The sequence below is a fragment of the Sphingobium sp. TCM1 genome, from assembly GCF_001650725.1.
Taxonomy (GTDB): Bacteria; Pseudomonadota; Alphaproteobacteria; order Sphingomonadales; family Sphingomonadaceae; genus Sphingobium.
The window spans coordinates 140551-166419 of record NZ_LXVX01000039.1 but is presented as its reverse complement, the minus strand read 5'-3'; the positions used below and the strand labels follow the sequence as shown (position 1 = coordinate 166419).

Genomic DNA, 25869 nt, shown 5'->3' with positions numbered 1-25869 from the left:
TGTTCCTTCTGGAAAGGCGGACTTATGCCGGCCGACCTGTGTCAGCCATATGACGATCGGGGACAGCGTCAATGGGTGACGTTGGGAACGCGGACAGCCCGTATAATTTCCGCGACCGCTGTATGACGGTTCGAGCCGTCCCGATTGGTCATGCCATGGGACCGGGCGGCCCCCGGAAATCCATCGCTCAATATCCGAGCGTCAGCCCCAGCGCATAATATTTCGGGCCGACATTGGCCTTGGCGCGCAGCTTGGGGATGAGCGGCATGGCCAGGGTCGCATAAGGGCGGGTGTTGTCGCCACTGAAGCGCACACCTGCGCCGATCGTGACCGACAGCGGAATGGTGTAGGCGGCCTCGACCCGGCCATAGAGCCGGGTGGCGCCATCGCGCAGATAGACGCCGCCGCCGGGCGTGAGGCTGAAGCCCGCTACGTCGAGCGCATAGCCTGCGCCTATCTCCGTGCCCCAATGACCGTCGGCACGGCCATAGTTGAGCTCTGCGCCCAGCCCTTCCGCCTGGGCGGTGGCGGGCAGGGCGGCCAGCGCCGTGGCGATCAGGGCAGTGCGAAGGACGATCATTTCATGGCGCTAGGACGACGGCCTGCCCGCGGCAAGGCCCAAGGGGCGAGGTGAGTCGCGGATGCGGCGGAATGTTCAGCTTCCCACCCGCCTGACCGACTGGCCTTCGGGATAGGGCATGATCGCCTTGCCGTCCGGCGCGGCGGTGAAGCTGGTCTGGGTCGGATAGGCGAACTCGATGCCCTCCGCATTGAAGCGTTTCCAGATGGCGAGGCCGATGCGGTGGCGCATCTGGAAATAGTCGTGATGGTCTGGATCGGGCACGTCGAAATTGAGCTGATAGTCGAGCGAGCTGGCGCCGAACTGGATGATGCCGGCATTGACGAAGATCATGCCCTCCGCTTCGACGATATCCTTCAGCATGTCCGGGATCGCCTCCGCCTTGTCCTCGGCCGTCTGGTAGATGATGCCGATGGCATAGGTGACGCGCCGCTGGACCAGCGTCTGGAGGCTGGTGATTTCCTTCTGGAGCAGGTTGGCGTTGGAAATGACCTTCTTCTCGCCGCTCATGGCGCGCAGGCGGGTGCTTTTGAGGCCGATCTTCTCGACCCGCGCGGTCGTCTGGTCATAGGTGATGATCTCGCCCCGGCGGAACGGTTTGTCGAAGATGATCGAGAGCGCGGCGAACAGGTCGGAGAAGATGCCCTGCGCGGCAAGGCCAATGGCGATGCCGCCGATGCCCAGGCCCGCCACCAGGCCGGTGACGTTGACGCCCAGATTGTCGAGCACCACGATCGCCGCGATCGCGAACAGCGCGAAGGTGACGAGGACGCGGATCAGGCCCATCGCATTGGCCAGCGTCTCGCCCTGGCCATCCTCGGCCAGCGTCTTGCGCTCGATCAGGCCGAGGATGATCTCCCGCGCCCATATGGCGGCTTGCAGGACGGCGGTGATGGTGAAGAGGAAGGCGACCGTGCGGTAGAGCGCGGGCGGCGCGTCGGCATAGCCCACGACCAGTCGCGCGGAGACCATGATCATGAAATAATGGGTGGTGCGCGCGGCGGCGCGACCCAGCACATTGGCGTAGCCCAGCGGGTCGCCGCGATGGCCGGTGTAGCGTTTCCCCACCTCCTTGAGCGCGGTCAGCGCGAGATAGATCAGAATGCCTGCGCCGATCGCGATCAGTATCTGTCCATAGTGAAGCTGGAACCAGCCGATGGTGGAGTCCCACATCTCGCGCAGATTGGGCGCATCGACACTGATGTCGGGCAGGGCGGGGTCTTTCTTGTCGGCCATGCTGTTCCGTCTGGTGAAGGGCGGGTCAGGCGGCCGCTGCAAGCGGCGCGCATTCCGCGATGGAATCGAGGAATGCGATCAGGCCGCGTTCCTCGCGGGACAGATAGCGCGTCCTGCGCGGCAAGCGAAGTCCTGCGCGCCATTCATCCTGTCCGTCCCTGCACAGCGCGATCAGCGCGGGGTGAATGTAGCTTTTGCGGCTGATGGCCGGCGTGTTGCCCAGCGCCTCCGCAACCGGGGCGATCATCGCCTTCAACGAGACAGGACCGGCGGCGAGCGTTTCGAAAGCGATGGTCGATGCGCCCCAGGTGCGGAAATGCTTGGCGGTGAAGGGCGCGCCCATGGCGTCCGCGATATAGGCATTGACGTCGCTGGAGCAGATCGGCCGGGCTTCCCCATCCTCGTCCAGATATTGGAACAGATGCTGGCCGGGCAGATCCTGCACCTGGCGCACGAAGCGCAGCAGGCGGCTGTCGGTGACGGTCAGTCGATGCTGCTTGCCCGACTTGGCGCGGTAGCACAAAGTCAGCGACCGGCCCTGTATGTCGAGATGGCGGCGGCGCAGCGTGGTGGCGCCGAAGCTCTTGTTGGTGGTGGCATAATGTTCGTTGCCGACGCGCAGCTTGGCGAGGTCGAGCAAGCGCACGACGGCGGCGATGGTCCTGTCCTTGCGCAGACCGCGCCGCGACAGATCCACCTCCAGCCGCGCGCGCAGCCTGGGCAGGGCGCGACCGAAATCGGGACAGCCGGCATATTTCTCCGCCTCCCGCGCGGCGCGGAAGTCCGGGTGATAGCGATATTGCTTGCGACCCCGGTCATCATAGCCGGTCGCCTGGATATGGCCCCAGGGCGAAGGGCAGAACCAGCAGTCGCGATAGGCGGGGGGCAGCGCGACGGCGTTCAGCCGGTCGATCTCGTCTCGGTCGGTGATGCGGCTGCCCTGCGCATCATGATAGGCCCAGCCCCGCCTGAGCGCGCGGCGCGTGATGCCGGGAATGCTGTCGTCCGCATGGACGATGGAGGTTTGCGCCATAATGTCCTTCTCATGGCGCAAACCCGCAGATTGTCGCTTCGTTCCGAAGCAGCGCGATCAGGGCAGCCGCGCCTGGATCGGCCACAATCCCCGCTTGGCGACAGGCTGGCCGTCGGGGCGCCACGGCACCGGGCGCTGGCGCAGAACCGACAGATGTGCCAGCGCCAGCGTCGCGCAGACCGTACCCGCGAGGAAGGCGAAGGGCAGGGTAGCAGGCAACAGCAGCGGCGCGACGATGGCCGCGCCCACGCCCGCAGCGGCCAGCGCCAGCGCCCGTCCGTCGCCGTCCGGACCGCGCAGCCAGAACAGGCAGCTGCTCATGCCGATGACGAAGGCGACGATGTAGCGCATCGGCTCGCTCGCCGCCGCGCCGATGCCCAGAATCAACAGGACCAGCAGTCCGCCTATCACCGGACGGCCCAACCGGCCGAGCAGATGCGCGCAGACCGGGTAGACAAGCAGTTCGCAGAGCAGCGCCGCGCCCAGGATCGCCTGGGCGTCGTCCATCCTGCCCGCAATCAACGCCACGACCGCCGCGGCTGCCCAGGGGAGCAGGCGCCGGGGCGCCATGCGGATATGGCTGATCCAGCCCAGCGGCCCGCCGCGCAGATCCCAGCGGCGATCGGCCAGGCGCAGCTGAAAGCCGCCCAGGATGAACAGGGCTTCGACGGCCCAGGGCAGCAGGTCCGGCGCCACCATGGGCGAGGCGAGCAGCAGGCCCAGCAGCAGGCCATGGGCCAGGCCCAGCGCGCGCAATTCTCCGCTCATGCCGGTAGTCCCCTCTGCATGGCGAGCGACGCCCCCAGACTTTGCCGCGCCGCCGCCTTGCGCCTGCGCGTGAGATAGGTGTCCAGCCCGATTTGCAGGGCCAGCATCATGAAGATGAAAGGCTGATAGGCGATGCCCACGAACAGCGATCCGATCATGTAGATGATATGTCCTTGTTGCAGCGCCACGGCGAAGGGCGCGATCCAGGCTTCGTCCGGTCCGTCGCGCTTGCGGTACAGCCGGCGGATCGATTCGGTGCGGACGAAGCAGATGAGGTGCAGCAGCGCCCAGAGGGCGAAGCCGACATAGCCCTGCTCGCCGAGCAGCTCGAAATAGGCGCTATGATAGGCGCGGCCGCGATCAGTGACGATTCTCCGCTCGATCCGTGTGCCACCGCCGTCCGTGACGGTGCTCTGGGCGACATAGGTGAAGCTGTTCTGGAGATAATTGTCGAAGCCGCCGCCGCCCGGATGCTGCTTCACATAGTCGAGCGTCCACATCCACACCGCGACGCGGGTGGAGGCGCTCTCGTCGCCCTGGTGATTCTCGATCGTCTGCATCCGCTGGGTGAAGCTGGCGGGCAGGAACGGAATGGAGACGAGCGCCGCCAGCAGCATGAGCGGCCCGTAGACGAATTTCCGTTTCGATCGCATCAGCATCAGCCCTGCCAGGACCACGATGCAGACGAGCCCCGTGCGTGCCTCCGTGCCGACCGGCATTAACAGGCAGGCAAGGCAGAGCGCGTAGCAGAAGCCGCTCGTCTTCCAGTCCGACGGGAAGATGGTGCCATGGTTCGCCACCCAGAGGATCAGCGGTATCAGCGCGATGGCGACGCAGCTGATGATGCTGCCTTCATACAGGCCGCTATTATTGTCGACCATCAGGTTGAGCACGCCATAGCCGCCGCCCGACAGCGCGGTCTTCATGCCGCCGTTTATGATGATCGTGCTGGCGCACAGGATCATGAACAGGGCAAGTGCCTCGATTCGCAGACGGGTGCGCAGAACCAGCGGCAGGAAGACGCCGGCGATGATCGCCTTCCACACCCAGTTCCATTTGGTCAGCGCCTCGACCGGAAAATCCGCCGTCATCGTAGTGTAGCCGCACCAGGCGAGCAGCATCAGCATCAGCCCCTGGCGGGCGGAAAAGCGGCAATCCTTCTTGTCGTCGACCAGCAGCCATGCGCCCACCATCGCGGCGAAGGCGATGAAGGAAATGGGGATGGAATTGAGCAGGAAGTAGGAGAGGCGCTGGGGCGAGACGATGTCGATATAGGCATAGACCGCCACCAGCAGGAACGGCCTGCGGAAGCCCATGAGGAAGAAGAGGCCGAGAAAGGCGACGAAGAAGAGATCACGCATCGCGGTGCGGCTCCTGCGGCTCGACGTCGCGGTCCAGATCGGCGCGCGGCAACAGGCGCCAGGCGGCGAGCAGGATCACGCCATGGCTGATCAGCAGGGACAGGGTGTCGATCATCGCTCGTTTGGATTTCCAGTGCCTCTGCGGCGACTGGTAGCGCGACAGAGTTGACGGGCCGTTAAACCTTTTGCGGCACACAGGGCGGGCTATGACTCGCATTCTCCATGTGCTGGACCACAGCCTGCCGATGCACAGCGGCTACACTTTCCGCACCAGGGCGATCCTGCGCGCGCAGATCGCCAAGGGGTGGGAGGTGCGCGGCATCACCGGACGCCGCCACAAGGCGGGCGGCCCGCAGGAAGAACTGGTCGACGGCCTGGCCTTCCACCGCACGCCCGGGGAACCGGCGACGGGCAATCCGCTGCTGCGCGAATGGCGCGACATTGCCGCGCACGCCGATTCGATCGACGCGCTGGTGCGCGCGTGGCGGCCCGATGTCATTCATGCCCATTCGCCGGTGCTCAACGCCATCGCCGCGCATCGCGTGGCGAAGCGCCACGACATTCCCATGATCTATGAAATTCGCGCCTTCTGGGAGGATGCGTCGGTCGGCAACGGCACGGGCGTCGAGGGCAGTCCGCGTTACTGGCTGACCCGCCAGCTGGAAACCCACAGTGTGCGATCCGCCGATGCCGTCGCCGTGATCTGTGAAGGGCTGCGCGGCGATCTGATTGCGCGCGGCATCGATCCGGCCAAGATCATCGTGTCGCCGAACGGGGTCGACATGGAGCAGTTCGGGGCCCCGGTGCCGCGCGATCCTGCGTTGACCGCGAAGCTGGGGCTGGAGGGAGCCGAGGTGGTCGGCTTCATCGGCAGCTTTTACGATTATGAAGGGCTGGACGACCTCATCGCCGCCATGCCGCGACTCGTGCGGGCGCGGCCCAGGGCGAAGCTGTTGCTGGTCGGCGGTGGTCCGATGGAGCAGGCGCTGCGCGATCAGGCGCTGGCATGTCCCTTCGCCGATCATATCCGGTTCGTCGGGCGGGTGCCGCACGACCAGGTCGAAAATTATTATTCCCAGGTCGATGTGCTGGCCTATCCCCGCAAGGCGATGCGGCTTACGGAACTGGTGACGCCCCTCAAGCCGCTGGAGGCGATGGCGCAGGGCCGGCTGGTGGCGGCGTCGAGCGTCGGCGGGCACCGCGAACTGATCGAGGATGGCGTCACCGGCACCCTGTTCGCGCCCAATGACCCGTCCGCCATCGCCGCCGCCCTGGCGGACCTGCTGGCGAACCCGGCCATCTGGGAGGAGCGTCGCGCCGTGGCGCGCGCCTTCGTCGAACGCGAGCGTAACTGGTCGTCAAACATTTTGCGTTACGAGCCTGTTTACCAGCGCCTGCTTGCCTGCCCCGGTCGGGCGCGGGCGGCGGCGTGAACAGGAATGAAGGTCGATGCGTTGACTGGCCCGGGAATCGGACGCGGAGCGACAAGGGTGGTGCTGGCCGCCGCAGGCGCCGCGATCGCCCTGCTGGCGACGCCGGTCGGGTTGCTCGAAACGGTCGTGGCGTCGAGTGGCCTGAGCGAGGTTCTGGCCGCCGCCGCGCCGCCGCTGGGACTGACGGCCCGGTTGTCGATGGCCGGCTTCGCCGCGCTGCTGGCGGCAGGAATAGTGGGTATTACTCGGCGCGATCCGCAAGAAGCGGATGGCGGATTGGACGATGAGGAGCGCGGGTCGCGCATCCAGGGAGCAAGCAAAATGGGTTTCGCCTTTTCAAAGCTGACCGCTCTTGCGCGAGGCCGCGCCATGCCGGAAGCCCGGTCCGATGCGCCCTCGCTGCGTCGGGCCGACGCGCACCCGGATGCGCCGTCGCGCCCGCCCATCTTCGCGAGCCGGGATTTCGAAGGGGTCGAAATTTTCGCGCGACAGGGCGCGGGGCGGCGTCCCCTGGTCGCTCATCCTGAATCCGAACCCGAATCGGTAAGATCCGTCCCCGGCTTCACCATGCCGCGCGCGCCTGAGCCGCTGGCGGAGGATGCCATGCCCCAGCCCGCCTTCCTGCGCCCGGCCGCCTCGCTCGTGGAAACGGCGAAGGAAGCACCAGAGCCGGTCGGGGATGATGAAACTGCGTCGGTCATCCCTGCATCCGATGAGCAATGGGCCGATGCGATGTCCGGCGATGCAGAAGCGATCGACCGGGACATGATGGCAGCGCCGGTCCAAATGGCGGCGACGGCATCGCTCGCACCTCTGCCCCTGCCGACTCATGGGCTGTCCATAGCCCAGCTTACCGAGCGGCTGGAGCGCGGCCTGGCCCTGCGTCGTCGCGGCCTGCCAACCGGCGCGGCCCAGGTGCTTGCCGACATGCCCGTCGTCCCGCCCGTGCCGGTGCGCGATTCGGTCGCACCCGACGCGGACGAGGCGCTTCGCGCGGCACTCGGCGCGCTGCGCAGCATGGCGGTGGCCCGCCAGCGCTGACGCGCATCTACCAGTCGCGAATCGTCAGTGCCGACATCTCGATCCAGACGCCGTCCACATGCTCCCCCTGATCGTCGATGACGATGTCGGCGACGAAATGATGGGGCAGTGTCCACTCGGCTTCCGCCAATCCCTGGGCGAACAGGGCGCCGCGTGCGGCCGCATCGTCCCCGCCCAACGTCAGCCTGACGACATGGCGGCGCCCCTCGAACAAGGCGCTGGCCCAGGGCCGGCTGGTGGCGCGTTCGATGACGGCCGGCGCGCCTGCCCGCGCCAGCAGCTGCGCCAGGAGGCGGGGCAGGGGATCGGCCGTGCGATTTCCTATTGCTTGAGAACGGACAAGGTTGGCGCGGGCGAAAAGCGGATCGACGCTTGTCATTGGCCGATGCTCCTGCGATAAGTGTTCATGAAATGTTCTATCCTCCTCTGTACCCGTGTGCCAGGTTCGCGGCCGTTGCGCAGGTCGAAGACAAGCCGCGGATCGCGCGCGCATTCGCGGCCGAATCGGGTGGGTGGCATGTCGTGCCGGTGCAGGAATTTCTCGATCGTCATCAGCAGAAGCATTCGCTCTGGTCTCCCTGTTCGATGCGACTCGACGGATATGAGTCGATAGGTATATTCCTATCTCATGCTCAATTTCCTACTTGTCTAGGAAAAATCTTATCGATAATGGATCGGATATGGATGACTCGCAGGACGCCCGGATCGCGCTTGATCGGCTGATCGCCGAACGGGGGGAAAATTATGCCGATCTCTCGCGGCTGATCGGCCGCAACCCGGCCTATATCCAGCAGTTCATCAAGCGCGGCACACCGCGCAAGCTGGACGAGAATGATCGGCGGGTGCTGGCGCGCTATTTCGGCGTGGCCGAAGCGATGCTGGGCGCCGCAGCGGTGGAGGCGCCGCCGCCACCGCGCGTGCGCGCGCTTCCCTCCGTGGTCGCCGTGCCCCGGCTGGCGCTGGGGGCATCGGCGGGCGTGGGCACATTGGACGAGGATGAACGGGCTGCGGGCGTGATGGCGTTCGATGCGCGCTGGCTTCGCCATCTTGGCGTGCGGCCGCAGCATGTGTCGATCATCCGGGTCGATGGCGAATCGATGGCGCCCACGCTGAGCGACGGCGATGACATCATGGTCGATCATGATGACGCCGCGGAACGGCTGCGCGACGGCGTCTATGTGCTGCGTCTCGACGGCGTGTTGATGGTCAAGCGCATCGCTATCGGGCCGCTGCGGGGGCGCTTCAGCGTCGTCAGCGACAATCCGCATTATCCCGACTGGGCCGATATCGACCCGGCCCTGGTCGATATTGTCGGGCGCGTGGTCTGGACCGGGCGACGCTTGCACTGAACGCGCCGCGGCTTCATTGCCGTCAAGCGGGCGTTGACCGCTGTAACAGGATGACCGGTGCAGGAGTGTTCGCATTGACCGACAATGGCGCGGTGATTCGCAAGGCGATCGAATGGCGCGGCGCGCCGATGGCGCTGGCGACCGTCATTTCCACCTGGGGATCGGCGCCGCGTCCCAGGGGCAGCCATATGCTGGTCCATCAGGATGGCCGGCTGGAAGGCAGTATTTCAGGCGGTTGCGTCGAAACGGACGTATTGCAGCGTGCGGCCGAAGTGATCGCCGGCCGGCCGGCCCATATGCAGATTTACGGCGTGGCTGACGGCGATGCCTGGGAGGTCGGGTTGCCGTGCGGCGGCGAGATTGCGGTGCTGATCCAGCCAGTCGGGGAAGGCGGCTTCGCTGCCGATCTGTTCGACCGCATCAGGACCGAAAACGCGCGGGGGCGGGCGTTGGCGCTCGCCACCGATCTCGAAAGCGGCGTGACCCGCGAGGGAATGGAGGAGGGCCGGTTCGTCAACCGCTACGATCCGCCGCGTCGTCTGCTGATCGTGGGCGCGGTGCAGATCGCGCAGTCGCTGGTGCCGCTGGCGCAGGCGATCGGCGTGACGCCGGTGGTGATCGATCCGCGCGGCCGCTTCCTGACGGAGGAGCGGTTTCCTGGCGTCGAACTGGACGACCGCTGGCCCGACGAGGCGGTCGCCGCGCGCCTGCCCGGCGAATCGACCGCCATCGTCACGCTGAGTCATGACATCAAGATCGATGATCCGGCGCTTGTCGCGGCGCTGCGCGCGCCGACAGGCTATGTCGCGGCGCTCGGGTCCCGACGCAGCCATGCCGCGAGGCTGGAGCGGCTGGGCGCCATGGGGTTTTCAGCGGAGGATCTGGCACGGATTGACGGGCCGGCGGGGCTGGATATCGGCGCGGTCGGTGCGGCGGAGATTGCGCTGTCGATCACCGCGGGCATGGTCGCCGGGTTCAACGTGAAGCGCTGAAATGCAAGAATGTCCCCTGCCGCAAGGGATGGGCAGGGGACATATCCCTTACGCTGTCGGGCACAAAGGACGGAGGGGCGTTAGCAAAGCGACTGGCAGGATCAATAGCTCGGATGACGTATTTGTGAAATTTCCTGTCGCAAGATGGGATTTTACATTTGTAATATTGCGAAACATTGCGGCGCGCCTTGCCAGAAAATGTCATTATCCTATTGATTAACAATGCTTTCTAACAGCATCGCCCGCCATTTTTGCCGCCATAACGTGCTTCCTGCCGGTCCCGAAAAAATTGGGTGCGGTCCATGACGGGTTGTTCGGGATGTAGATCGGCCATGTGGCGCCGATAGGCGTCATAGTCGGGCAGCCCGACCATCAGCCGCGCGGTGTGCGTCCATGTCCGGAAAAATCTGTGGAGCAGGCGCGTCATTCCGCCGGCACCAGTTGCGCCGGGATTTCGCGCGCGGTGGGAGCAGCGATCCGGCGCGCGGCCAGGCAGGTCCGGATCGTGAAGAGGAGGATCGAGAGCACCACCGCCAGGAATAGCGCGACCAGCGCCGCATCGACCCTGTCGTTGAAGATGATGCGCTCCATCTCCGCCATCGACTTTGCCGGGCTGAGCAGTTCGCCGGACTGAGCCGCAGCGCTGAACTTGGCGGCATGGGCCAGGAATCCGACCTTGGGATCGGCCGAGAAGAGCTTGAGCCAGCCCGCGGACAGGGTGCAGATCAGCAGCCAGGCGGTCGGCAACATGGTGACCCAGGCGAACTTGTCCCGTTTCATGCGGAAGAGCACGGCGGTCCCCAGCATCAGCGCGATGGCGGCGAGCATCTGGTTGGAAATGCCGAACACCGGCCAGAGCGTGTTCACCCCGCCCAGCGGATCGGTGACGCCCTGGTTGAGGAAGAAGCCCCAGGCCGAAACGCACAGGCCCGTGGCGATGATGCCGGGGACGTGGCTTTTCGTGTCCTTGAACGCGGGGACGGCGAGCGCGATCAGGTCCTGGAGCATGAAGCGCCCGGCGCGGGTGCCGGCGTCCACGGCGGTCAGGATGAACAAGGCCTCGAACAATATCGCGAAATGATACCAGAAGGCCTTCATGGCCGGGCCGCCGACGACATGGGAGAATATCTCCGCCATCGCCACCGCCAGCGTCGGCGCGCCGCCCGCACGGCTGATGATACTCTGTTCGCCCACATCCTTCGCCGTCTGGGCGATGAGGTTAGGCGTGATCGGGAAGCCCATTGCGGTGACGGCGGCGGACGCGCTGGCGGCGTCCGTCCCGATCAGCGCGGCGGGGCTGTTCATCGTGAAATAGATGCCGGGGTCCAGGATCGACGCGCCCACCAGGGCCATGATCGCCACGAACGCCTCCATCAGCATCGCGCCATAGCCGATCATCGGCGCATGGGTCTCGCTGGCGATCAGCTTGGGCGTGGTGCCGCTGGAAATCAGAGCGTGGAAGCCCGACACCGCGCCACAGGCGATGGTGATGAACAGGAAGGGGAAGAGGCCGCCGGCCCAGACCGGGCCGTCGCCGCCGACGAACTGGGTCAGCGCCGGCATCTTCAGAGGCGGGGCCATGATGACGATGCCGACGGCCAGCGCCGCGATCGCGCCGATCTTGAGGAAGGTCGACAGATAGTCGCGCGGCGCCAGAAGCAGCCAGACCGGCAGGACGGAGGCGACCGCGCCATAGCCGATCAATATCCAGCAGAGTTGGACGGGCGTGAAGGTGAAAGCCGGACCCCAGACGGGCGAGGCGGCAATAGCCTGGCCATAGACGATGGCGGCGAGCAGGCCGATCAGGCCCAGGATCGACACTTCGCCGATGCGGCCGGGCCTGATCCAGCGGGTATAGGCGCCCATCAGCATGGCGAGCGGCACGGTGGCGGCGACCGTGAACATGCCCCATGGGCTTTCGGCAAGCGCCTTGACCACGATCAGCGCCAGCACGGCGAGGATGATGACCATGATCATGAAGGCGCCGAACAGGGCGATGGTGCCTGCAAGCTGCCCCATTTCCATGCGGATCAGTTCGCCCAGCGACTTGCCGTCGCGACGCATGGAGATGAAGAGGACCATGAAGTCCTGCACCGCGCCCGCCAGCACGACGCCGACGATGATCCACAGCGTGCCGGGCAGATAGCCCATCTGGGCCGCCAGCACCGGGCCGACAAGCGGCCCCGCGCCGGCGATCGCCGCGAAATGATGGCCGAACAGCACGGTGCGGTCGGTCGCAACATAGTCGAGGCCGTCGGCGCGGCGGATCGCGGGTGTGGGCCGCGACGGATCGAGCCGCATCACATGGCGCGCGATGAACAGCGCATAATAGCGATAGGCGACCAGGAAGCAGCTGACCGCCGCCACCACGATCCAGAGCGCATTGACGGCCTCGCCGCGCGACACCGCGACGACCCAGAGCGCGATTGCGCCGATGATGGCTGTCAGGAGCCAGGGAAGATGGCGGGTCATGGTTGGCGTCGGTCCTCGATCAGCGGCGATGGCGCACCCTAGAACCCAAGGTTCCGAAATCAAACCATCATTCCCGCGGCGGTGGGGCAGATCATTGCGTCGCGGCTCTTCCATCCTCCGCCCACTGTCCATGTGCGCGGTCGGGAGGCGAGGGCGGAAGGGCCGGGAAGCATCCGGAACGGAAGCGGCGGCCGCCCGTTCCCCTTCTTCCCCCTGAGGAAGCCAGCCCATGACCTGTGATCCCGCCGCCTTCGATCCCCCGCCCGAAGCAAGGCAATTCTACACCGAAAGCCTGGCGGAGCTGGTCGCGTCGGGCATACCCTTCATGCTGTCGGGCACCTATGCGCTGGGATGCCACACCGGGATCGTGCGGCCGACCAAGGATCTGGACGTCTTCTGCAAAGCGGGGGACGCGCCGCGCATCCTCGCCCATTTCAAGCATCTGGGCCATGAAGTGGAGTTCGAGGACGAACGCTGGATCGGCAAGGTCTGGAAGGACGGCAATTTCTTCGACGTCATCTACAATATCTCCTCGGCGAGCCTGCCGGTGACGGAGGAGTGGTTTCGCGACATTTCCTATGCCGAGGTTTACGGCACCCGCGTCCGCATCACGCCGCCGACCGAATTCATCCTCTCCAAGCTCTTCATCCAGGATCGCTACCGCTATGACGGAGCGGACGTCGCCCACATGATCCTGAAGCAGCATGAGGCGATCGACTGGCAGCGACTACTCGACGCGATGGAACTGCATTGGGAATTGCTGCTGATCCACCTGCTCAATTTCCGCTTCATCTATCCGACCGAGCGCCACTGCATTCCGCTCTGGCTGTTCGAGGAATTGCTGGGCCGGTTGCAGACACGGGCGGAACTGCCCGTGCCCAACATCCGCGTCTGCCGGGGACGGCTCCTGTCCCCGCGCGACTATCTGGTCGACATCACCGAATGGGGCTTCGCCGATGTCGTCGGGAAAGGACTGGAGGAAAGCCATGACCGCAACAAGTGAGGGCGGCCTGACCATAGCCGCGATCGGCGACCTGCATGTGACCGACACGTCGGAGCATAAATATCGGGACATGTTCGCCGAGATTTCGGAAAAGGCCGACGTGCTGGCCTTGTGCGGCGATCTTACCAATTTCGGCAAGACGCGGGAGGCGGAGATACTGGCCGAAGATCTGCACGCCTGCACTATCCCCACGGTCGCGGTGCTGGGGAATCATGATCATGAATGCGGCCAGCCGGAGGAAGTGGCGCGCATCCTTCATGGCGCGGGCGTCACCCTGCTGGACGAGCAGGCGGTGGAGATACGGGGTGTCGGCTTTGCCGGGGTGAAGGGCTTTGTCGGCGGCTTTGGCCGGGGCGAACTGGGTGCCTTCGGTGAAAGGGCGATCAAGGGGTTCGTCGAGGAATCGATCAACGAAGCGCGCAAACTGGAAAATGCGCTGCGCAGCCTGCGCACCGACCGGGTGGTGGCGGTGCTCCATTATGCCCCGATTGCGGACACCGTGATGGGCGAGCCGCCCGAAATCTTCCCCTTCCTCGGCTCCTCGCGCCTGGCCGACGCGATCGACCGGTTCGACAATGTACGCTTCGCTGTCCATGGCCATGCCCATCGCGGCGCTTTCGAGGGCAAGACGCGGCGCGGCGTCCCGGTCTATAATTGCGCGCAGTTTGTGGTGTCGGAACAGTTCGGCCGCCCCTATGCGCTGATCGCGGTATAGGTGCGCCCGGCCGCTCTTGATCCTGCGCGCCGTCCGCTGTTCCGGCCGAGCCGGTTATGGTTTAAGGCCGGCGCGATGACCCGCTTTGCCGCCTTGCTCGCCCTCGCTCTTCCTGCCGCCTGTTCCAGCCCCCCGCGCGCCGCCGATACCGCCGCATCCGCGCAGGAGAATAGGAACGCGCTCGTCCCGGTCGTCATCCGCACCGCTGGTGGCGCCCGTCGCTTCGCCGTGGAGGTCGCGCGCACGCCCCAGGAACAGGAAAAGGGGCTGATGTTCCGCAAAGAGCTGCCGGATGACGGCGGGATGCTCTTTCCCATGGAGCCGCCGCGCACGGCCAGCTTCTGGATGAAGGACACACTGATCCCGCTCGACATGCTCTTCGTCCGCACCGACGGCACCATCGCCTTGCTCAAGGCCGAAGCCGAACCTTATTCGCGCATACCCGTGTCCGCCGGCGTGCCGGTGGCGGCGGTGCTCGAACTGCGCGGCGGGCGCGCGGCGGAACTGGGCATCGGCGAAGGCGACCGGGTCGCCTGGGGCGGCTGCGCGGTGCCGGGGGAAAAGCTCACGACCGACCTCAATTTCTGTCCCGCCCCGGCGCGATAGCGCCATATCCACCTTGCCGAGGCGGGGCGCAGCGGCTAAGCGCATGGCCCATGGGAATCCTGGCTAACATCTTCACCTGGTGGAATGGCGCCACCTTCGGCACCTGGCTCTTCACGACCCGCAAGGGCACCAAGGTGGGCGAAGACCATCAGGGCAATGTCTATTATGAAGGCGGCACCGACCCCAATGGCCTGACCCGCCGCTGGGTGATCTACAACGGCGCCAATGACGCGAGCCGCGTGCCGGCCGAGTGGCATGGCTGGCTGCATCATTCGATCGAGGGCGCGCCCGAAAGCTTCCTGCCGCCGCCGCGTATCTGGGAACGGGAATATACCCCCAACGCGACCGGCACCGCCAACGCCTATCGCCCGTCGGGCGCGCTCGAAAAGGGCGGCCAGCGCCAGAAGGCGACCGGCGACTATGAGGCGTGGAGCCCCGACGCGGCATGACCCGGCGTCCGGCGGGGGCGTTCCCGCCGATCCTGCATGGCCTTCCCCTGCTGTCCTGCGCCCTGGTGCTGGCTGCCTGTGGCGACAATGATCTGCCCGCCGCCAACCAGTCGGGGCCGGTCAAGGTCGAAGGCAGCCCGATCCGCACGGCCGACAATGGCGTGTTGCCCGGTACGCCGATGGCGCAACGCAGCGCCGTCATCGGCCTGCTCAACAAGCGCAACGGGCTGACCCGCGATTTGACGATGAAGCCGGGCGAAGCACTGCGTGTCGGCGATGCGATCGTCCGCCTCCAGGCTTGCGAAACCAGCGCGCCCTGGGAAAATGTCCAGGAAACCGGCGCCTTCGTCCAGCTCGACGTGCGATCCAGCGCCGACAATAAATGGCGTCGCGCCTTTTCCGGCTGGCTGTTCCGCGACCGGCCCGACCGCAATGTCGTGCAGCACCCGGTCTATGACGTCTGGGTCAGGAGCTGTGCGATGGAATGGCCGGAAACCGGCCCTGACACGGTCAAGCTGGGCGGCAAGGGCGAGCCGGTGTCCGCCGCCTCTCCTGCGAGCGGGGCGAACGCCAGTTCGGCCGCCAGCCCCGAACCGGCCGACAGCGGGTCCGCGCCTACGCCCAGCGGTACGCCCGCGACCGCCGCGCCCAATAACTGAAGATAATCGCGCTGGCTGATCTCGATCGCGCCCATGGAGCGCAGATGATCGGTCATGAACTGGCAGTCGAGCAGGGTGAAGCCGGCAAAGCGCAGTCGCGCCACCAGCCAGGCCAGCGCGACCTTTGACGCGTCGGTGCGGCGCGACACCATGGATTCGCCGAAAAACGCCTGGCCGAGCGCCACGCCATAGAGCCCGCCAACCAGTTCCTCGCCCTCCCAGACCTCGACCGAATGGGCGAAGCCGCGCGCATGGAGATCGCGATATGCGCGCTCTATCTCATGGTTGATCCAGGTGGAGGGGCGATCCGCCGCGGCCTGCGCGCAAAGCGCCAATATCTCGCCGAAGGCGCGGTTCGCGGTGACGCGGAACCGTTCGCGGCGAATCACTTTGGCCAGCGAGTGGGAGAGGTGAAAGCCCTCCAGTGGCAATATGGCGCGATATTTTGGCTCGACCCAGTAGACCTCGCGCGCGTCGCGATCGTCCGACATGGGGAAGACGCCGATGGAATAGGCCTGCAACAGGATCAGCGGGTCGATCATCATGCTCCATCAGGATTAGCAGACCCGGACGGAAGGACCAGCCCCTTACGACCGCTTTCGGCGCTGTCCCGCGCGGCTTATGATGCCCCATGCGCCTTGTGCTGATTTTCCTGCTGCTGGCCAGCCTTGCGGTTCCCGTCCTTGCCCGATCCGACCGCAGCGGCCATTATTATCTGCGCGGCGTGATGGAGACGGGGTCGGAACTGCTGCTGCGACCCGATGGCCGATTTCAATGGTATTTGGTGATCGGCGCGCTCGACCTGTTCGCCGAAGGGCGCTGGAGCGAGAAGGACGGCATTGTCCTGCTGAAGGCCGAGAAAACGAAGGACGTGCCGGAGCCGGGTTTCGAGACGCTGCAGTTGACGGTGCGCGACAGCGACCTGATCCCGCCGGACGGACATGGCGCCTATGTGCTGCCAATGCGCGCGGGCGATTGACACGGGCTGGCGCGTGCCTAGCGTCGTCTTCCATGAAAAACATATGCTTGGCGCTGCTGCCGCTCCTCCTCGCCATTCCCTCCGTGCACGCTGCTAACGCTCCGGTCGCCGGTCCCTATGCCGCGCGGATCGACAAGCTGCTGAAGGCCACGCCGCTGATCGATGGCCATAATGACTGGCCGGAGGCGCTGGCGGAGAAGGCGAAGGACGCCCGCTGGACGATGGACCTGACCCGGCTCGACCCGAAGCAATATCATACCGACATCACCCGCCTGCGCGCCGGCGGCGTCGGGGGGCAATTCTGGTCGGTATGGGTGTCGGCGGATCTGCCGCAGGTGCAGCAGGTGAAGGACACGCTCGACCAGATCGGCATGGTCCACAGCCTCGTCGCCCGCTATCCGCAGCATTTCCGGTTGGCCCGCACCGCCGCCGACATGCGCGCCGCGCACAGGGCAGGGCGGATCGGATCGCTGATCGGGGTCGAGGGCGGTGGCCAGATCGACGGCAGCCTGGCGGTGCTGCGCGCCTATCGGGAATTGGGCGCTTCCTATCTGACGCTGACCCACAGCCGCACCATCGCATGGGCCGACAGCGCGACCGACAATCCGCAGCATGATGGTCTCACCCCCTTCGGCGAGGCGGTGGTGCATGAACTGAACCGGCTGGGGATGCTGGTCGACCTCAGCCATGTCAGCGAAGCGACGATGCTCGACGCGCTGCGCGTGACGAAGGCGCCCGTGATCTTCTCCCATTCCAATGCCCGCGCGCTCTGCAACACGTCGCGCAACGTGTCGGACAGGGTGCTCAAGCAGGTCGCGGTCAATGGCGGCGTGGTGATGGTCAATTTCGCGGCCCAATATGTGTCCGAAGCGCGCCGCGTCTGGGGATCGGACCGCAGCGCCGAAATCACCCGCAACAACGCCCCGCCTTTCGGCGGCCTGCATATCGGCGACCCGGACGCGGCGGCGAGGGCGCTGGCCGACTGGGAAAGGGCGAACCCGGAGCCGGTGACGACCATCGGCCAGGTTGCCGATCATGTCGAGCATATCGCCAGACAAGCCGGCATCGACCATGTCGGGATCGGCAGCGACTTCGACGGGGTGGGCGCGCTGCCCCAGGGGCTGAGCGGCGTCGAAACCTATCCCGCCCTGTTCGCCGAGTTGATGCGCCGCGGCTGGAGCGACGGCGACATCGCCAAGCTGGCCGGGGAGAATGTGCTGCGTGTCATGGCGGCAGCTGAAAAGGTCGCGGCAAGCATGAAGGGCGAGCCGCAGGGCCATGCGGTGCTGGCGGTGGCCAAAGAATAAGGGGGCAGGTTGGCAAAAAGGGCTGAGGGGGTGCAAGCGCGCGAAAATGCGCCCGGCTATCGCAAAGCTCCCTCGTCCAACTTCGCCTGACCGCTCGAGCTAGGTCTCCGGCATCCCGCCCAACGGAAAATAGGGTCGCCACGGTCGCGCTTCCTCCACCGCGCGGGCGAAGGATGGCCGCTCCAGCAGCCGCCTCAGATAAGCGCGGACATGGCGCATGGTCTCCGGAACGGGATGCGACCAGTGGGCGTAGAAAAGATGCGGCGCGGCGGCGCAGTCGGCCAGGCTGAACATGTCACCCGCAGCCCATTCCCGCCCCGCCATATGCGCGTCGAGCCAGGCATAGGCCTGGTCCAGCGCAGCCCGCGCATCGGCGACGCCCGCCGGGTCTTTCTGGCCTTCGGGACGCAAGGCATCCAACACCAGCTTCTGCTGCGGCGTCGCCACATGATTGTCGAAGACACGGTCGAGCAGCCGCACCTCCAGCGCCGCGGCAGGATCATCCGGGATCAGCCGCACCGGCCCGGGATGATGGAGATGGAGATGCTCGACGATGATGCTCGCCTCGAACACCGCGTTCCCGTCATCCTCCAGCACCGGGAATTTGCCGATCGACCAGAGTTCGGACAGTCGCGCGCCATTGTCCGGGTGGTCGGGGTCGAGCATCCGGAAGGTGAAGGGAATATCATTCTCGTAAAAGGCGATCAGTGCCTTTTGGCAGTAGGAGGAGAAGGGGTGGCCGAACAATTGCAGCATCGCCATCCTCCTCCCCTGCAGGCGATCAGTGGACGAAGCGTGCCACCACGTCGCGATAGGATCGGCTGACCTTTACCTGGGCGCCCGATTCCAGCACCAGGAAACATTCGCCATTGGTGTGCGGCTTCACCTGACGCACCTGGCTGAGATTGACGATGGTGGAGCGGTGGACCCGCTGGAAATTGCGCGGATCGAGCCGCTTTTCCAGATCCTTCATCGTCTCGCGCAGGATCAACGAATTGTCGGCGGTGTAGATGCACATATAGTCGCCGGCCGCATCGATCCGCTCGATCGAATCCACGTCGACGCGGAAAATCTGGCCGCGATCCTTGATGTTGATGAGCTTTTCGAACCGATTGGACGCCGGGGCATCGTCGTCCGCCGCGAAATCGCTCATCGCCTGCGGAGCGACTTCGGCCAGCACTTCGCGCAGCTTCTCGGCTTCCTGCACCTGACGCTTTTCGCTCAGGCGCTGCCGCACCCGGTCGAGCGCGTCGGCGAGGCGGCCTTCCTCCACCGGTTTCATAAGATAGTCCACGGCCTGCGCCTCGAACGCGCGGATCGCATGGTCGCTATAGGCAGTCACGAAGATGAACAGCGGCGGCTCCACCTCCATCATACCCTGGACGACGGAAAAGCCATCGAAACCGGGCATTTGAATGTCGAGGAACACAAGGTCGGGTTTATGCGTCTTGATGGCACGGATGGCTTCGCGGCCATTGGTGCAGGTTTCAATGATTTCGACATCCTCATGCGCTTGCAGACGCAGCTGGAGACCTTGAATGGCCAGGCTTTCGTCATCGACGAGGATTGTTCTGATGGTCATGCGGCCACTTTCGATGTTTCTTCCATGTTCAGCGGAATTTCGATGATGACCGAAAATCCGCCTGGCGTGGAACGCGTTTCGAAGCTCTGTCGTTCCCCGAAGGCCTGAATTAACCGGTCCCGGATGTTCGGCAGGCCGACGCCCGTTCCTTCGCTCATGGGAATGTGCGGTTTCATGGCGCCGTCGTTCAATCCCGGTCCGGTGTCCGATACGACGATCCGGACATTTTCACCGGCGGGCTGCGCCGCCACCGAAATCTCGGCCCCTTCTTCCTTGGGGGTCACCGCATATTTGATCGCATTTTCGACCAGCGGTTGCAACAGCAGCGACGGCAGTCGCGCATGGGCCACCATCGGATCGATGGAAAAGACCGGGCGGAGTCGATCCTCGAACCGCATCTTCTCGATCTCCAGATAGAGTTTCAGCGTCTCCACCTCCTGTTCGATCGTCACCTGGGCCGTCGGCTCGTTGATCAGGGTATAGCGCAGGAAGGAGGACAGGCGCGACAGCATCGCATTCGCCCGGTCGGTCTGCTTGAGCAGGACCAGCGTCGATATGCTGTTGAGCGTGTTGAACAGGAAATGCGGGTTGAGCTGGTAGCGCAGCATTGCCAGCTGGGCGTTGGCGGCCTGGTTTTCCAGCCGCAGCAGCTGGTCCGCCTGTTCCTCGACCGTCAGGTAGAAGTTGATCGCATAATAGAGCGCTGACCAGGCGCCCACCAGCGTCATAGACAGGTAAAAGGCGCCCAGGAAGAGTTGCAGGCCCGCCGTCTCGCTGCCCCGGTTCTGGGTGGAAAAGACCCAGGAGTCGATGAATGCGACCAGGCCCGCCGCCAGCACCACGGTCAGAATCGACACACCCCAGGTGACGATCGGCCGCTGCTTGAGCAGGAAGCGGAAGACGACCGCGATCAGCAGCGTCACCGAATAGCCGGTGACGGTCGAAATCATCACCGGCACCAGACTGGACAATGGCTGCCCATTAGCGACTGTGGAGGAGCCGCGCAGCAGGAACGCGCCCGCCCATCCCAGCGATTGCAGGTTCCAGAAGGCGCGGTTCTTGTCAGCGAAAAAGGGCTGAGGCTGGATACGGGGAGCAGACATCTCCCCCAGCCTAGAGACTTTCCGCGCCGGGGTGAAGCCGCGTCAGGCCGCCGCTGCGGGTTCTTCCGCCATCGGCGTCACCTCGTCCCGGCACAGCCAGACCAGATCGGACAGGTCGAGGGTGCGTCCGTCATGCGCCTGGATGCCGATCAGGCGGATCGGCTGGCCGTCCCGCTTGTCCGCCAGCACCTGGCAGGCCGGGGTGCCGCAGCCCCATTTCTCGCCCCATTGGCGCAGCGCGATCATGGCCGGCGCCAGATCCTGCCCCTTTTCGGTCAGCCGATATTCGACCTTGCGCCGGTCGCACTGCATCGGCTGGCGCAGCATGATGCCGTTTTCCACCAGTCGCGCTAGCCGGTTGGCAAGGATGTTGCGGGCAATGCCGAGGGTCGACTGGAACTCCTCGAAATGGCGGATGCCTGACAGGGCGCCGCGCAAGATCAGGAACGACCAGCGTTCACCCATCATCTCCAGCGCGCTTGGAAGCGCGCATTGTTCCAGATCCTGGGCCAGATTATGTTTCATGGTGGTCACGCATAGCGTAAAGCTGGGAATGTTGCAAAATCGCCGCCTAATTGCTGCAACATGGGATTTTTTTGTTGCACCACAAGGGGGTTCCAACACAATCGGGCAACGATGCTACGCCAATATGAACTCGTCGAACGTGTAAAGCGCTATGATCCGCAAGCGGACGAGGCGATGATCAACCGCGCCTACGTCTTCTCGGTCCAGAAACATGGCTCGCAAAAGCGCGCGAGCGGCGACCCCTATTTCAGTCATCCCATTGAAGTCGCAGGTATTTTGACGGACTTCAACCTGGATGACCAGACTATCGTGACGGCGTTGCTGCACGACACGATCGAGGACACGCTCGTCACCTATGAGGAGATCGAGCAGGCGTTCGGCAAGGATGTCGCGCGCATGGTCGACGGCGTGACCAAGCTCAGCAAGATCGAGGCGATGAGCGAGAATGAGCGGGCGGCGGAAAATCTCCGCAAGTTCCTGCTCGCCATGTCGGACGACATCCGGGTGCTGCTGGTCAAGCTGGCCGACCGGCTGCACAATATGCGGACGCTGCATTTCATCAAGAATCCCGACAAGCGCCGCCGCATCGCGCGGGAGACGATGGACATCTACGCCCCGCTCGCGGAGCGGATCGGCATGTATGACTTCATGCGCGAGATGCAGCTGCTCGCCTTCCGCGAGATCGAGCCGGAAGCCTATGACAGCGTCACCAAGCGGCTGGAGCAGCTGAAGGAAGGCGGCCATGACAAGGTCGACCGGATCGGCGCGGAACTGCAATTGTTGCTGGCGGGCAAGGGCATGTCGGTCAGCGTGTCGGGCCGCGAAAAACATCCCTTCTCCATCTGGAAGAAGATGCAGGAGCGCCATATCAGCTTCGAGCAGCTGACCGACGTCATGGCCTTCCGCGTCATCACCGCCACGACCGAGGACTGCTACCGCGCGCTGGGCATCATCCACCAGACCTACAAGATGGTCCCCGGCCGCTTCAAGGATTACATCTCCACGCCCAAGCGCAACGGCTATCAGTCGCTGCACACCACCGTCATCCACCAGGACAATGCCCGTATCGAGGTGCAGATCCGCAGCCGCGAAATGCACCATGACGCCGAACTGGGGCTGGCGGCGCACTGGGCCTACAAGCAGAAGGGCGATGCCGGCGACCATCATGCCGCCTGGCTGCGCGACCTGGTCGAAATCCTGGAGCAGAGCCAGGATGCGGACGAACTGCTCGAACATACCCGCATGGCGATGTATCAGGACCGGATCTTCGCCTTCACCCCCAAGGGCGAACTGCACCAGCTGCCCAAGGGGTCGACGCCCGTCGACTTCGCCTATGCGGTCCACACCTCGCTCGGCAACCAGACGGTCGGCGTCAAGGTCAACGGCCGGGTCGTGCCGTTGCGCTCCAGCCTCGAAAATGGCGACCAGGTCGAGATATTGAAGTCGGAAGGGCAGGAGCCGCAGCCCGGCTGGCTCACCTTCGCCATCACCGGCAAGGCCCGCGCCGCGATCCGCCGCTACATCCGGCAGAAGCAGCGCGGCGAGGAAATCAAGCTGGGCGAAAAGCTCTATCAGGAGATTGTCGGCCGCTTTTCGCCCGACCTTGCCAAGGAACTGGGCGACAAGGCGCTGAATGCCGCGCTCAAACGGCTGAAGCTGGAGGATCGCGCCTCGCTGATGGTGGCGATCGCCACGCATCGCGTGCTCGATTCGGAGGTGATGGAGGCGCTGATCCCCGGCTCCACCACGGCCGAAGGGATGGAGGAAGCCCATCCACGCCAGCATGAACCTGTCTCGATCCGCGGCCTGACGCCCGGCATCGCCTATAATCTGGGCGATTGCTGCCACCCGGTGCCGGGCGACCGGATCGTGGGCGTACGGCGCACGGGCGAGCCGATCGAGGTCCACACCATCGACTGCCGTTCGCTGGAGGTGGAGCAGGGCGACGACTGGGTCGATCTCAGCTGGGACAGCAAGTCCAAAGGCGGCACCGCGCGCCTCTCCGTCATCGTCAAGAACCAGCCGGGCGCCCTCGCCGCCGTCACCAATGTGTTCGGCGCCACCAAGGCGAACATTCTGAACCTCCAGCTGGTGAACCGCGAAGGGCCTTTCCATACCGACATCATCGATCTGGAAGTGGCCGACGCGCAGCATCTGAACCGCATCCTGTCGGCCTTGCGGGCGCTCGATACGGTGGTTCAGGCCGACCGGGTGTAACCCGCGCGCCCCGAACGGCAAGGAAAGCCAGGGACGGCCTTTCCCCTTTGGCGGAATCGCTATAGGGCGGATTGCATGACCAATATGTTTCTTGTGATGGGCGGCGGCGCGGTTGGCGCGGCGCTGCGCTATCAACTGGGGCGCTTCGCCGGGCAGATGGCTCCCGGCGCGGCCTGGCCCTGGGGTACCTTCGCCGCCAATCTGATCGGCGGATTCGCCATGGGGCTGCTGGCCGGATGGCTGGCGCGGGGCAGTGCCGTGTCGGGTGAGCCGATGCGCCTGCTGCTGGGCGTCGGCGTGCTCGGCGGCTTCACCACCTTTTCCGCCTTCAGCCTGGAAACGATGCTGATGATCGGGCGTGGCCAGGTCGCGCTGGCGCTGGGCTATGCGCTCGCGTCGGTGATCGGGTCCGTAGCCGCGCTGGCGCTGGGCCTCACCGTTGTCAGGAGTGTCGCGGCATGAAGGGGCGGCCTCCAGGCAAGGGCGGCGCCCGTTCGTCCGGCAATGACTCGCGCGGCGCCGGGCCGCGGGGAGGCAAGCCTGCGGGCGGACGCCCTTCGGATCGCAAGCCCGGCGCCGCGCCGGGTCGCGGCAAGCCGTCCGGCCCGCGCCAGGGCGATGGCGACAAGCCGGCCTTCAAGCCAAGAGCGCCGGCTGCGGCCAAGTCGGCGGCGGCGAAATCCGCCCCCGCAAAGGCTGCGCCCGTTCAGCCCAAGGCGGCAAAGCCCAACCCCGCCAAGGGCGTCTCGCTCGACGTGCGCCAGTTCCGGGTGAAGGCGGACGACGACGGTATCCGCCTCGATCGCTGGTTCCAGCGGCATTTGCCCGATGTCGGCTTCAATCTGGTGTCGCGCTGGTCGCGCACCGGGCAGTTGCGGGTCGATGGCGCGCGCGCCGCGCCGGGCGATCGCATCGCCGAAGGGCAGATGATTCGCGTCCCTCCCGCCGAGCAGAAGCCAGAGGCCGCCGAAAAGCCCAAGCGCGTCCGCGTGATCGATCTGACCCCGGACGAGATCGCCTATGCCCAGGAGATGGTGATCCACCGCGACGCGCAGGCGATCGTCATCAACAAGCCGCCGGGCCTCGCCACGCAGGGCGGCACCAAGACCGACGAGCATGTCGACAAGCTGCTCGACGGCCTGTTGTTCGACGCCGAATCGCGGCCCAAGCTGGTTCACCGGCTGGACAAGGACACGTCGGGCGCGCTGTTGCTGGCGCGCAGCAGTCGTGCTGCCGCCCATTTCGCCAAGGCCTTTTCGAGCCGCACCGCGCGGAAAGTCTATTGGGCGCTGGTGATGGGCGTGCCCTCGATCGAGGACGGCATGGTCGAACTGCCGATCGCCAAGCAGCCGGGCACCGGCGGCGAGAAGATGCATGTGGACGAAGAGGAGGGGCTGCCCGCCCGTTCGCGCTATCGCGTGATCGAACGCGCCGGCAATCGCGCCGCCTGGGTCGAGTTGCAACCCTATACCGGCCGCACTCACCAACTGCGCGTGCATATGGCGGCGATCGGCCATCCGATCGTGGGGGACGGCAAATATGGCGGCAAGGACGCCTTCCTGTCCGGCACGATCAGCCGAAAGATGCACCTTCATGCGCGCCGCATCCGGGTCGATCATCCCGATGGCGGCCGGGTCGACGTGACGGCCGAATTGCCGACGCACTTCGCCAACAGCCTGCATGATCTCGGCTTCGACCTCAGCCTGGGCGATTTGCCGCTGGACGACGAGATCGACCGGACGCCGACCCGCGAGGATGAGAAGAAGGCCGCCCGCCAGCACGCCAAGCAGATTCGCAAGGGCCGCAAGGGCGAGCGCCGGTCGCGGGGGAGCGCGCGCCAGGGATGACGCCGGGGGCGCCCTATCGCTGGTCGGACGAGGTGGCGATGCGCGCCTTCGTGGCGCAGACCGGGTTCGGCCTGCTGTGCGCGGCCGGGCCGGATCGGCTCCATGCCGTCCACCTGCCGATCGTCTGGCTGGACGAGCGGCGGATCGGGCTGCATCTCCACCGCGCCAATCCGATCGTGCGGCATCTGGATGAGGGCGAGGCGCTGATCGTCGTCACCGGGCCGCACGCCTATGTCAGTCCCGACTGGTATGGCCTGCCCGACAAGGTGCCGACCTGGAACTATCTGGCGGTCGAATTGCGGGGGCCGATGGTGCGGCTGGACCATGATGCGACCGTGGCGCAGGTCGACGCGCTGAGCGCCGAACAGGAAGGCCGGGTCGCGCCCAAGCCGGCCTGGACCCGCGACAAGATGACCGAGGGCTTGTTCGAGCGGACGCTGACCGGGCTGGTCGGCTTCGAAATGCGCGTGGCGGCGATGCACGGGACCGCCAAGCTGGGGCAGGACAAGCCGGACGCCGCGCGGGCCGGTGTGGCCGATGCGCTGGCGGCGGCGGGCGACCATGCCATCGCCGCCCTGATGCGGCAGCCGCCGGCATGAACGATGGGCATGA

General features: G+C 65.5%; 29 protein-coding genes and 1 pseudogene. 15 read left to right on the top strand and 15 right to left on the bottom strand.

From position 1 onward, the window contains the following. Positions 1-187: 187 nt before the first annotated feature. From A7Q26_RS21385 to A7Q26_RS26200, 6 genes are all read right to left on the bottom strand, one after another. Positions 188-580 (bottom strand): hypothetical protein, encoded by a 393-nt coding sequence (locus A7Q26_RS21385; protein WP_066864221.1) that lies wholly within the window; start codon positions 578-580, stop codon positions 188-190. Between the two features lie 75 nt (positions 581-655). Further along, positions 656-1816, bottom strand: a complete 1161-nt coding sequence (locus A7Q26_RS21380) for a mechanosensitive ion channel family protein (protein ID WP_066864218.1) — start codon at positions 1814-1816, stop codon at positions 656-658. Positions 1817-1841: 25 nt separating this feature from the next. Next, positions 1842-2849, bottom strand: coding sequence for a DNA topoisomerase IB (locus A7Q26_RS21375; RefSeq protein WP_066865239.1), 1008 nt, complete (start codon positions 2847-2849; stop codon positions 1842-1844). Between the two features lie 57 nt (positions 2850-2906). Continuing rightward, positions 2907-3617: a hypothetical protein gene (locus A7Q26_RS21370; protein WP_066864215.1), complete on the bottom strand. Its 711-nt coding sequence runs from the start codon at positions 3615-3617 to the stop codon at positions 2907-2909. Next, complete coding sequence (locus A7Q26_RS21365) at positions 3614-4978, bottom strand: putative O-glycosylation ligase, exosortase A system-associated (RefSeq protein ID WP_066864211.1); 1365 nt, start codon at positions 4976-4978, stop codon at positions 3614-3616. Before A7Q26_RS21365 ends, A7Q26_RS21370 begins: the two co-directional genes overlap by 4 nt. After that, entirely contained in the window at positions 4971-5093 is a 123-nt protein-coding gene (locus tag A7Q26_RS26200; protein ID WP_269747279.1) for a hypothetical protein, read from the bottom strand. The genes A7Q26_RS21365 and A7Q26_RS26200 overlap by 8 nt, the downstream gene beginning before the upstream one ends. Positions 5094-5184: 91 nt before the next feature. Here A7Q26_RS26200 and A7Q26_RS21360 point away from each other — a divergent pair, with 91 nt between their 5' ends. Further along, positions 5185-6411, top strand: coding sequence for a TIGR04063 family PEP-CTERM/XrtA system glycosyltransferase (locus tag A7Q26_RS21360; protein ID WP_066864208.1), 1227 nt, complete (start codon positions 5185-5187; stop codon positions 6409-6411). Positions 6412-6468: 57 nt separating this feature from the next. Then, positions 6469-7452, top strand: a complete 984-nt coding sequence (locus A7Q26_RS21355) for a hypothetical protein (RefSeq protein ID WP_066865236.1) — start codon at positions 6469-6471, stop codon at positions 7450-7452. A 7-nt stretch (positions 7453-7459) separates the two neighbouring features. On the opposite strand, the gene A7Q26_RS21350 is transcribed toward A7Q26_RS21355, so the two are convergent. After that, positions 7460-7831, bottom strand: coding sequence for a hypothetical protein (locus A7Q26_RS21350; RefSeq protein WP_066864206.1), 372 nt, complete (start codon positions 7829-7831; stop codon positions 7460-7462). Continuing rightward, positions 7828-8016, bottom strand: a complete 189-nt coding sequence (locus tag A7Q26_RS21345) for a hypothetical protein (RefSeq protein WP_066864203.1) — start codon at positions 8014-8016, stop codon at positions 7828-7830. Before A7Q26_RS21345 ends, A7Q26_RS21350 begins: the two co-directional genes overlap by 4 nt. A 116-nt stretch (positions 8017-8132) precedes the next feature. On the opposite strand from A7Q26_RS21345, the gene A7Q26_RS21340 reads away from it, so the two are divergent. Beyond that, positions 8133-8801, top strand: a complete 669-nt coding sequence (locus tag A7Q26_RS21340; protein ID WP_066864200.1) for a S24 family peptidase — start codon at positions 8133-8135, stop codon at positions 8799-8801. Positions 8802-8875: 74 nt separating this feature from the next. Then, positions 8876-9793, top strand: coding sequence for an XdhC family protein (locus A7Q26_RS21335; RefSeq protein ID WP_066865233.1), 918 nt, complete (start codon positions 8876-8878; stop codon positions 9791-9793). A gap of 229 nt (positions 9794-10022) precedes the next feature. Here the strand turns inward: A7Q26_RS21335 and A7Q26_RS21330 are convergent, their stop codons facing one another. Then, complete coding sequence (locus A7Q26_RS21330; protein ID WP_066864198.1) at positions 10023-10220, bottom strand: YbdD/YjiX family protein; 198 nt, start codon at positions 10218-10220, stop codon at positions 10023-10025. Further along, positions 10217-12265, bottom strand: a complete 2049-nt coding sequence (locus A7Q26_RS21325; RefSeq protein WP_066864194.1) for a carbon starvation CstA family protein — start codon at positions 12263-12265, stop codon at positions 10217-10219. Before A7Q26_RS21325 ends, A7Q26_RS21330 begins: the two co-directional genes overlap by 4 nt. Before the next feature lie 229 nt (positions 12266-12494). Between A7Q26_RS21325 and A7Q26_RS21320 the strand changes: the two genes are divergently transcribed. The 5 genes and pseudogenes from A7Q26_RS21320 to A7Q26_RS26265 all read left to right on the top strand — a co-directional run. Beyond that, positions 12495-13268, top strand: coding sequence for a hypothetical protein (locus tag A7Q26_RS21320; protein ID WP_066864191.1), 774 nt, complete (start codon positions 12495-12497; stop codon positions 13266-13268). After that, the gene (locus A7Q26_RS21315; RefSeq protein WP_066864188.1) at positions 13252-13983 is read left to right on the top strand and encodes a metallophosphoesterase family protein; all 732 of its coding nucleotides are present in this window, start codon (positions 13252-13254) and stop codon (positions 13981-13983) included. The genes A7Q26_RS21320 and A7Q26_RS21315 overlap by 17 nt, the downstream gene beginning before the upstream one ends. A gap of 75 nt (positions 13984-14058) precedes the next feature. Continuing rightward, positions 14059-14589 (top strand): DUF192 domain-containing protein, encoded by a 531-nt coding sequence (locus A7Q26_RS21310; protein ID WP_066865231.1) that lies wholly within the window; start codon positions 14059-14061, stop codon positions 14587-14589. Positions 14590-14639: 50 nt separating this feature from the next. Next, a complete protein-coding gene (locus A7Q26_RS21305; RefSeq protein WP_066864184.1) occupies positions 14640-15038 on the top strand; it encodes an NADH:ubiquinone oxidoreductase subunit NDUFA12 in 399 nt (132 codons plus the stop codon). Then, a pseudogene (locus A7Q26_RS26265) lies at positions 15035-15454 on the top strand (DUF2155 domain-containing protein); the annotation flags it as partial. The gene A7Q26_RS21305 and the pseudogene A7Q26_RS26265, both read left to right, overlap by 4 nt. Positions 15455-15489: 35 nt before the next feature. Here A7Q26_RS26265 and aat read toward each other — a convergent pair. Then, a complete protein-coding gene (gene aat / locus A7Q26_RS21295; RefSeq protein WP_066864178.1) occupies positions 15490-16242 on the bottom strand; it encodes a leucyl/phenylalanyl-tRNA--protein transferase in 753 nt (250 codons plus the stop codon). An 86-nt stretch (positions 16243-16328) separates the two neighbouring features. Between aat and A7Q26_RS21290 the strand changes: the two genes are divergently transcribed. Next, positions 16329-16676, top strand: coding sequence for a hypothetical protein (locus A7Q26_RS21290; protein ID WP_066864175.1), 348 nt, complete (start codon positions 16329-16331; stop codon positions 16674-16676). 32 nt (positions 16677-16708) lie between these two features. Next, positions 16709-17983: a dipeptidase gene (locus tag A7Q26_RS21285; protein ID WP_066864172.1), complete on the top strand. Its 1275-nt coding sequence runs from the start codon at positions 16709-16711 to the stop codon at positions 17981-17983. A 99-nt stretch (positions 17984-18082) separates the two neighbouring features. On the opposite strand, the gene A7Q26_RS21280 is transcribed toward A7Q26_RS21285, so the two are convergent. Genes A7Q26_RS21280 through A7Q26_RS21265 form a run of 4 tightly spaced genes read right to left on the bottom strand, consistent with a single transcriptional unit; the run spans position 18083 to position 21193 of the window. Next, positions 18083-18739 carry a glutathione S-transferase family protein gene (locus A7Q26_RS21280; protein WP_066864169.1) on the bottom strand — a complete coding sequence of 219 codons (657 nt, stop codon included), beginning with the start codon at positions 18737-18739 and terminating at the stop codon, positions 18083-18085. 25 nt (positions 18740-18764) lie between these two features. Then, positions 18765-19565 (bottom strand): LytR/AlgR family response regulator transcription factor, encoded by an 801-nt coding sequence (locus tag A7Q26_RS21275; protein ID WP_066864166.1) that lies wholly within the window; start codon positions 19563-19565, stop codon positions 18765-18767. Next, positions 19562-20668, bottom strand: coding sequence for a sensor histidine kinase (locus A7Q26_RS21270; protein ID WP_066864164.1), 1107 nt, complete (start codon positions 20666-20668; stop codon positions 19562-19564). The genes A7Q26_RS21275 and A7Q26_RS21270 overlap by 4 nt, the downstream gene beginning before the upstream one ends. A 42-nt stretch (positions 20669-20710) precedes the next feature. Beyond that, positions 20711-21193 (bottom strand): winged helix-turn-helix transcriptional regulator, encoded by a 483-nt coding sequence (locus A7Q26_RS21265; RefSeq protein ID WP_066864161.1) that lies wholly within the window; start codon positions 21191-21193, stop codon positions 20711-20713. Between the two features lie 111 nt (positions 21194-21304). Here A7Q26_RS21265 and A7Q26_RS21260 point away from each other — a divergent pair, with 111 nt between their 5' ends. From A7Q26_RS21260 to A7Q26_RS21245, 4 genes are all read left to right on the top strand, one after another. Further along, positions 21305-23410, top strand: coding sequence for a RelA/SpoT family protein (locus A7Q26_RS21260; RefSeq protein ID WP_066864158.1), 2106 nt, complete (start codon positions 21305-21307; stop codon positions 23408-23410). 75 nt (positions 23411-23485) lie between these two features. Then, a complete protein-coding gene (gene crcB, locus A7Q26_RS21255) occupies positions 23486-23872 on the top strand; it encodes a fluoride efflux transporter CrcB (protein WP_066864155.1) in 387 nt (128 codons plus the stop codon). Beyond that, positions 23869-25257, top strand: a complete 1389-nt coding sequence (locus A7Q26_RS21250; protein ID WP_066864152.1) for an RluA family pseudouridine synthase — start codon at positions 23869-23871, stop codon at positions 25255-25257. The genes crcB and A7Q26_RS21250 overlap by 4 nt, the downstream gene beginning before the upstream one ends. After that, on the top strand, positions 25254-25856 hold the full coding sequence (locus A7Q26_RS21245) for an FMN-binding negative transcriptional regulator (protein ID WP_066864149.1): 603 nt from the start codon (positions 25254-25256) through the stop codon (positions 25854-25856). Before A7Q26_RS21250 ends, A7Q26_RS21245 begins: the two co-directional genes overlap by 4 nt. The last annotated feature ends 13 nt before the right edge of the window (positions 25857-25869 follow it).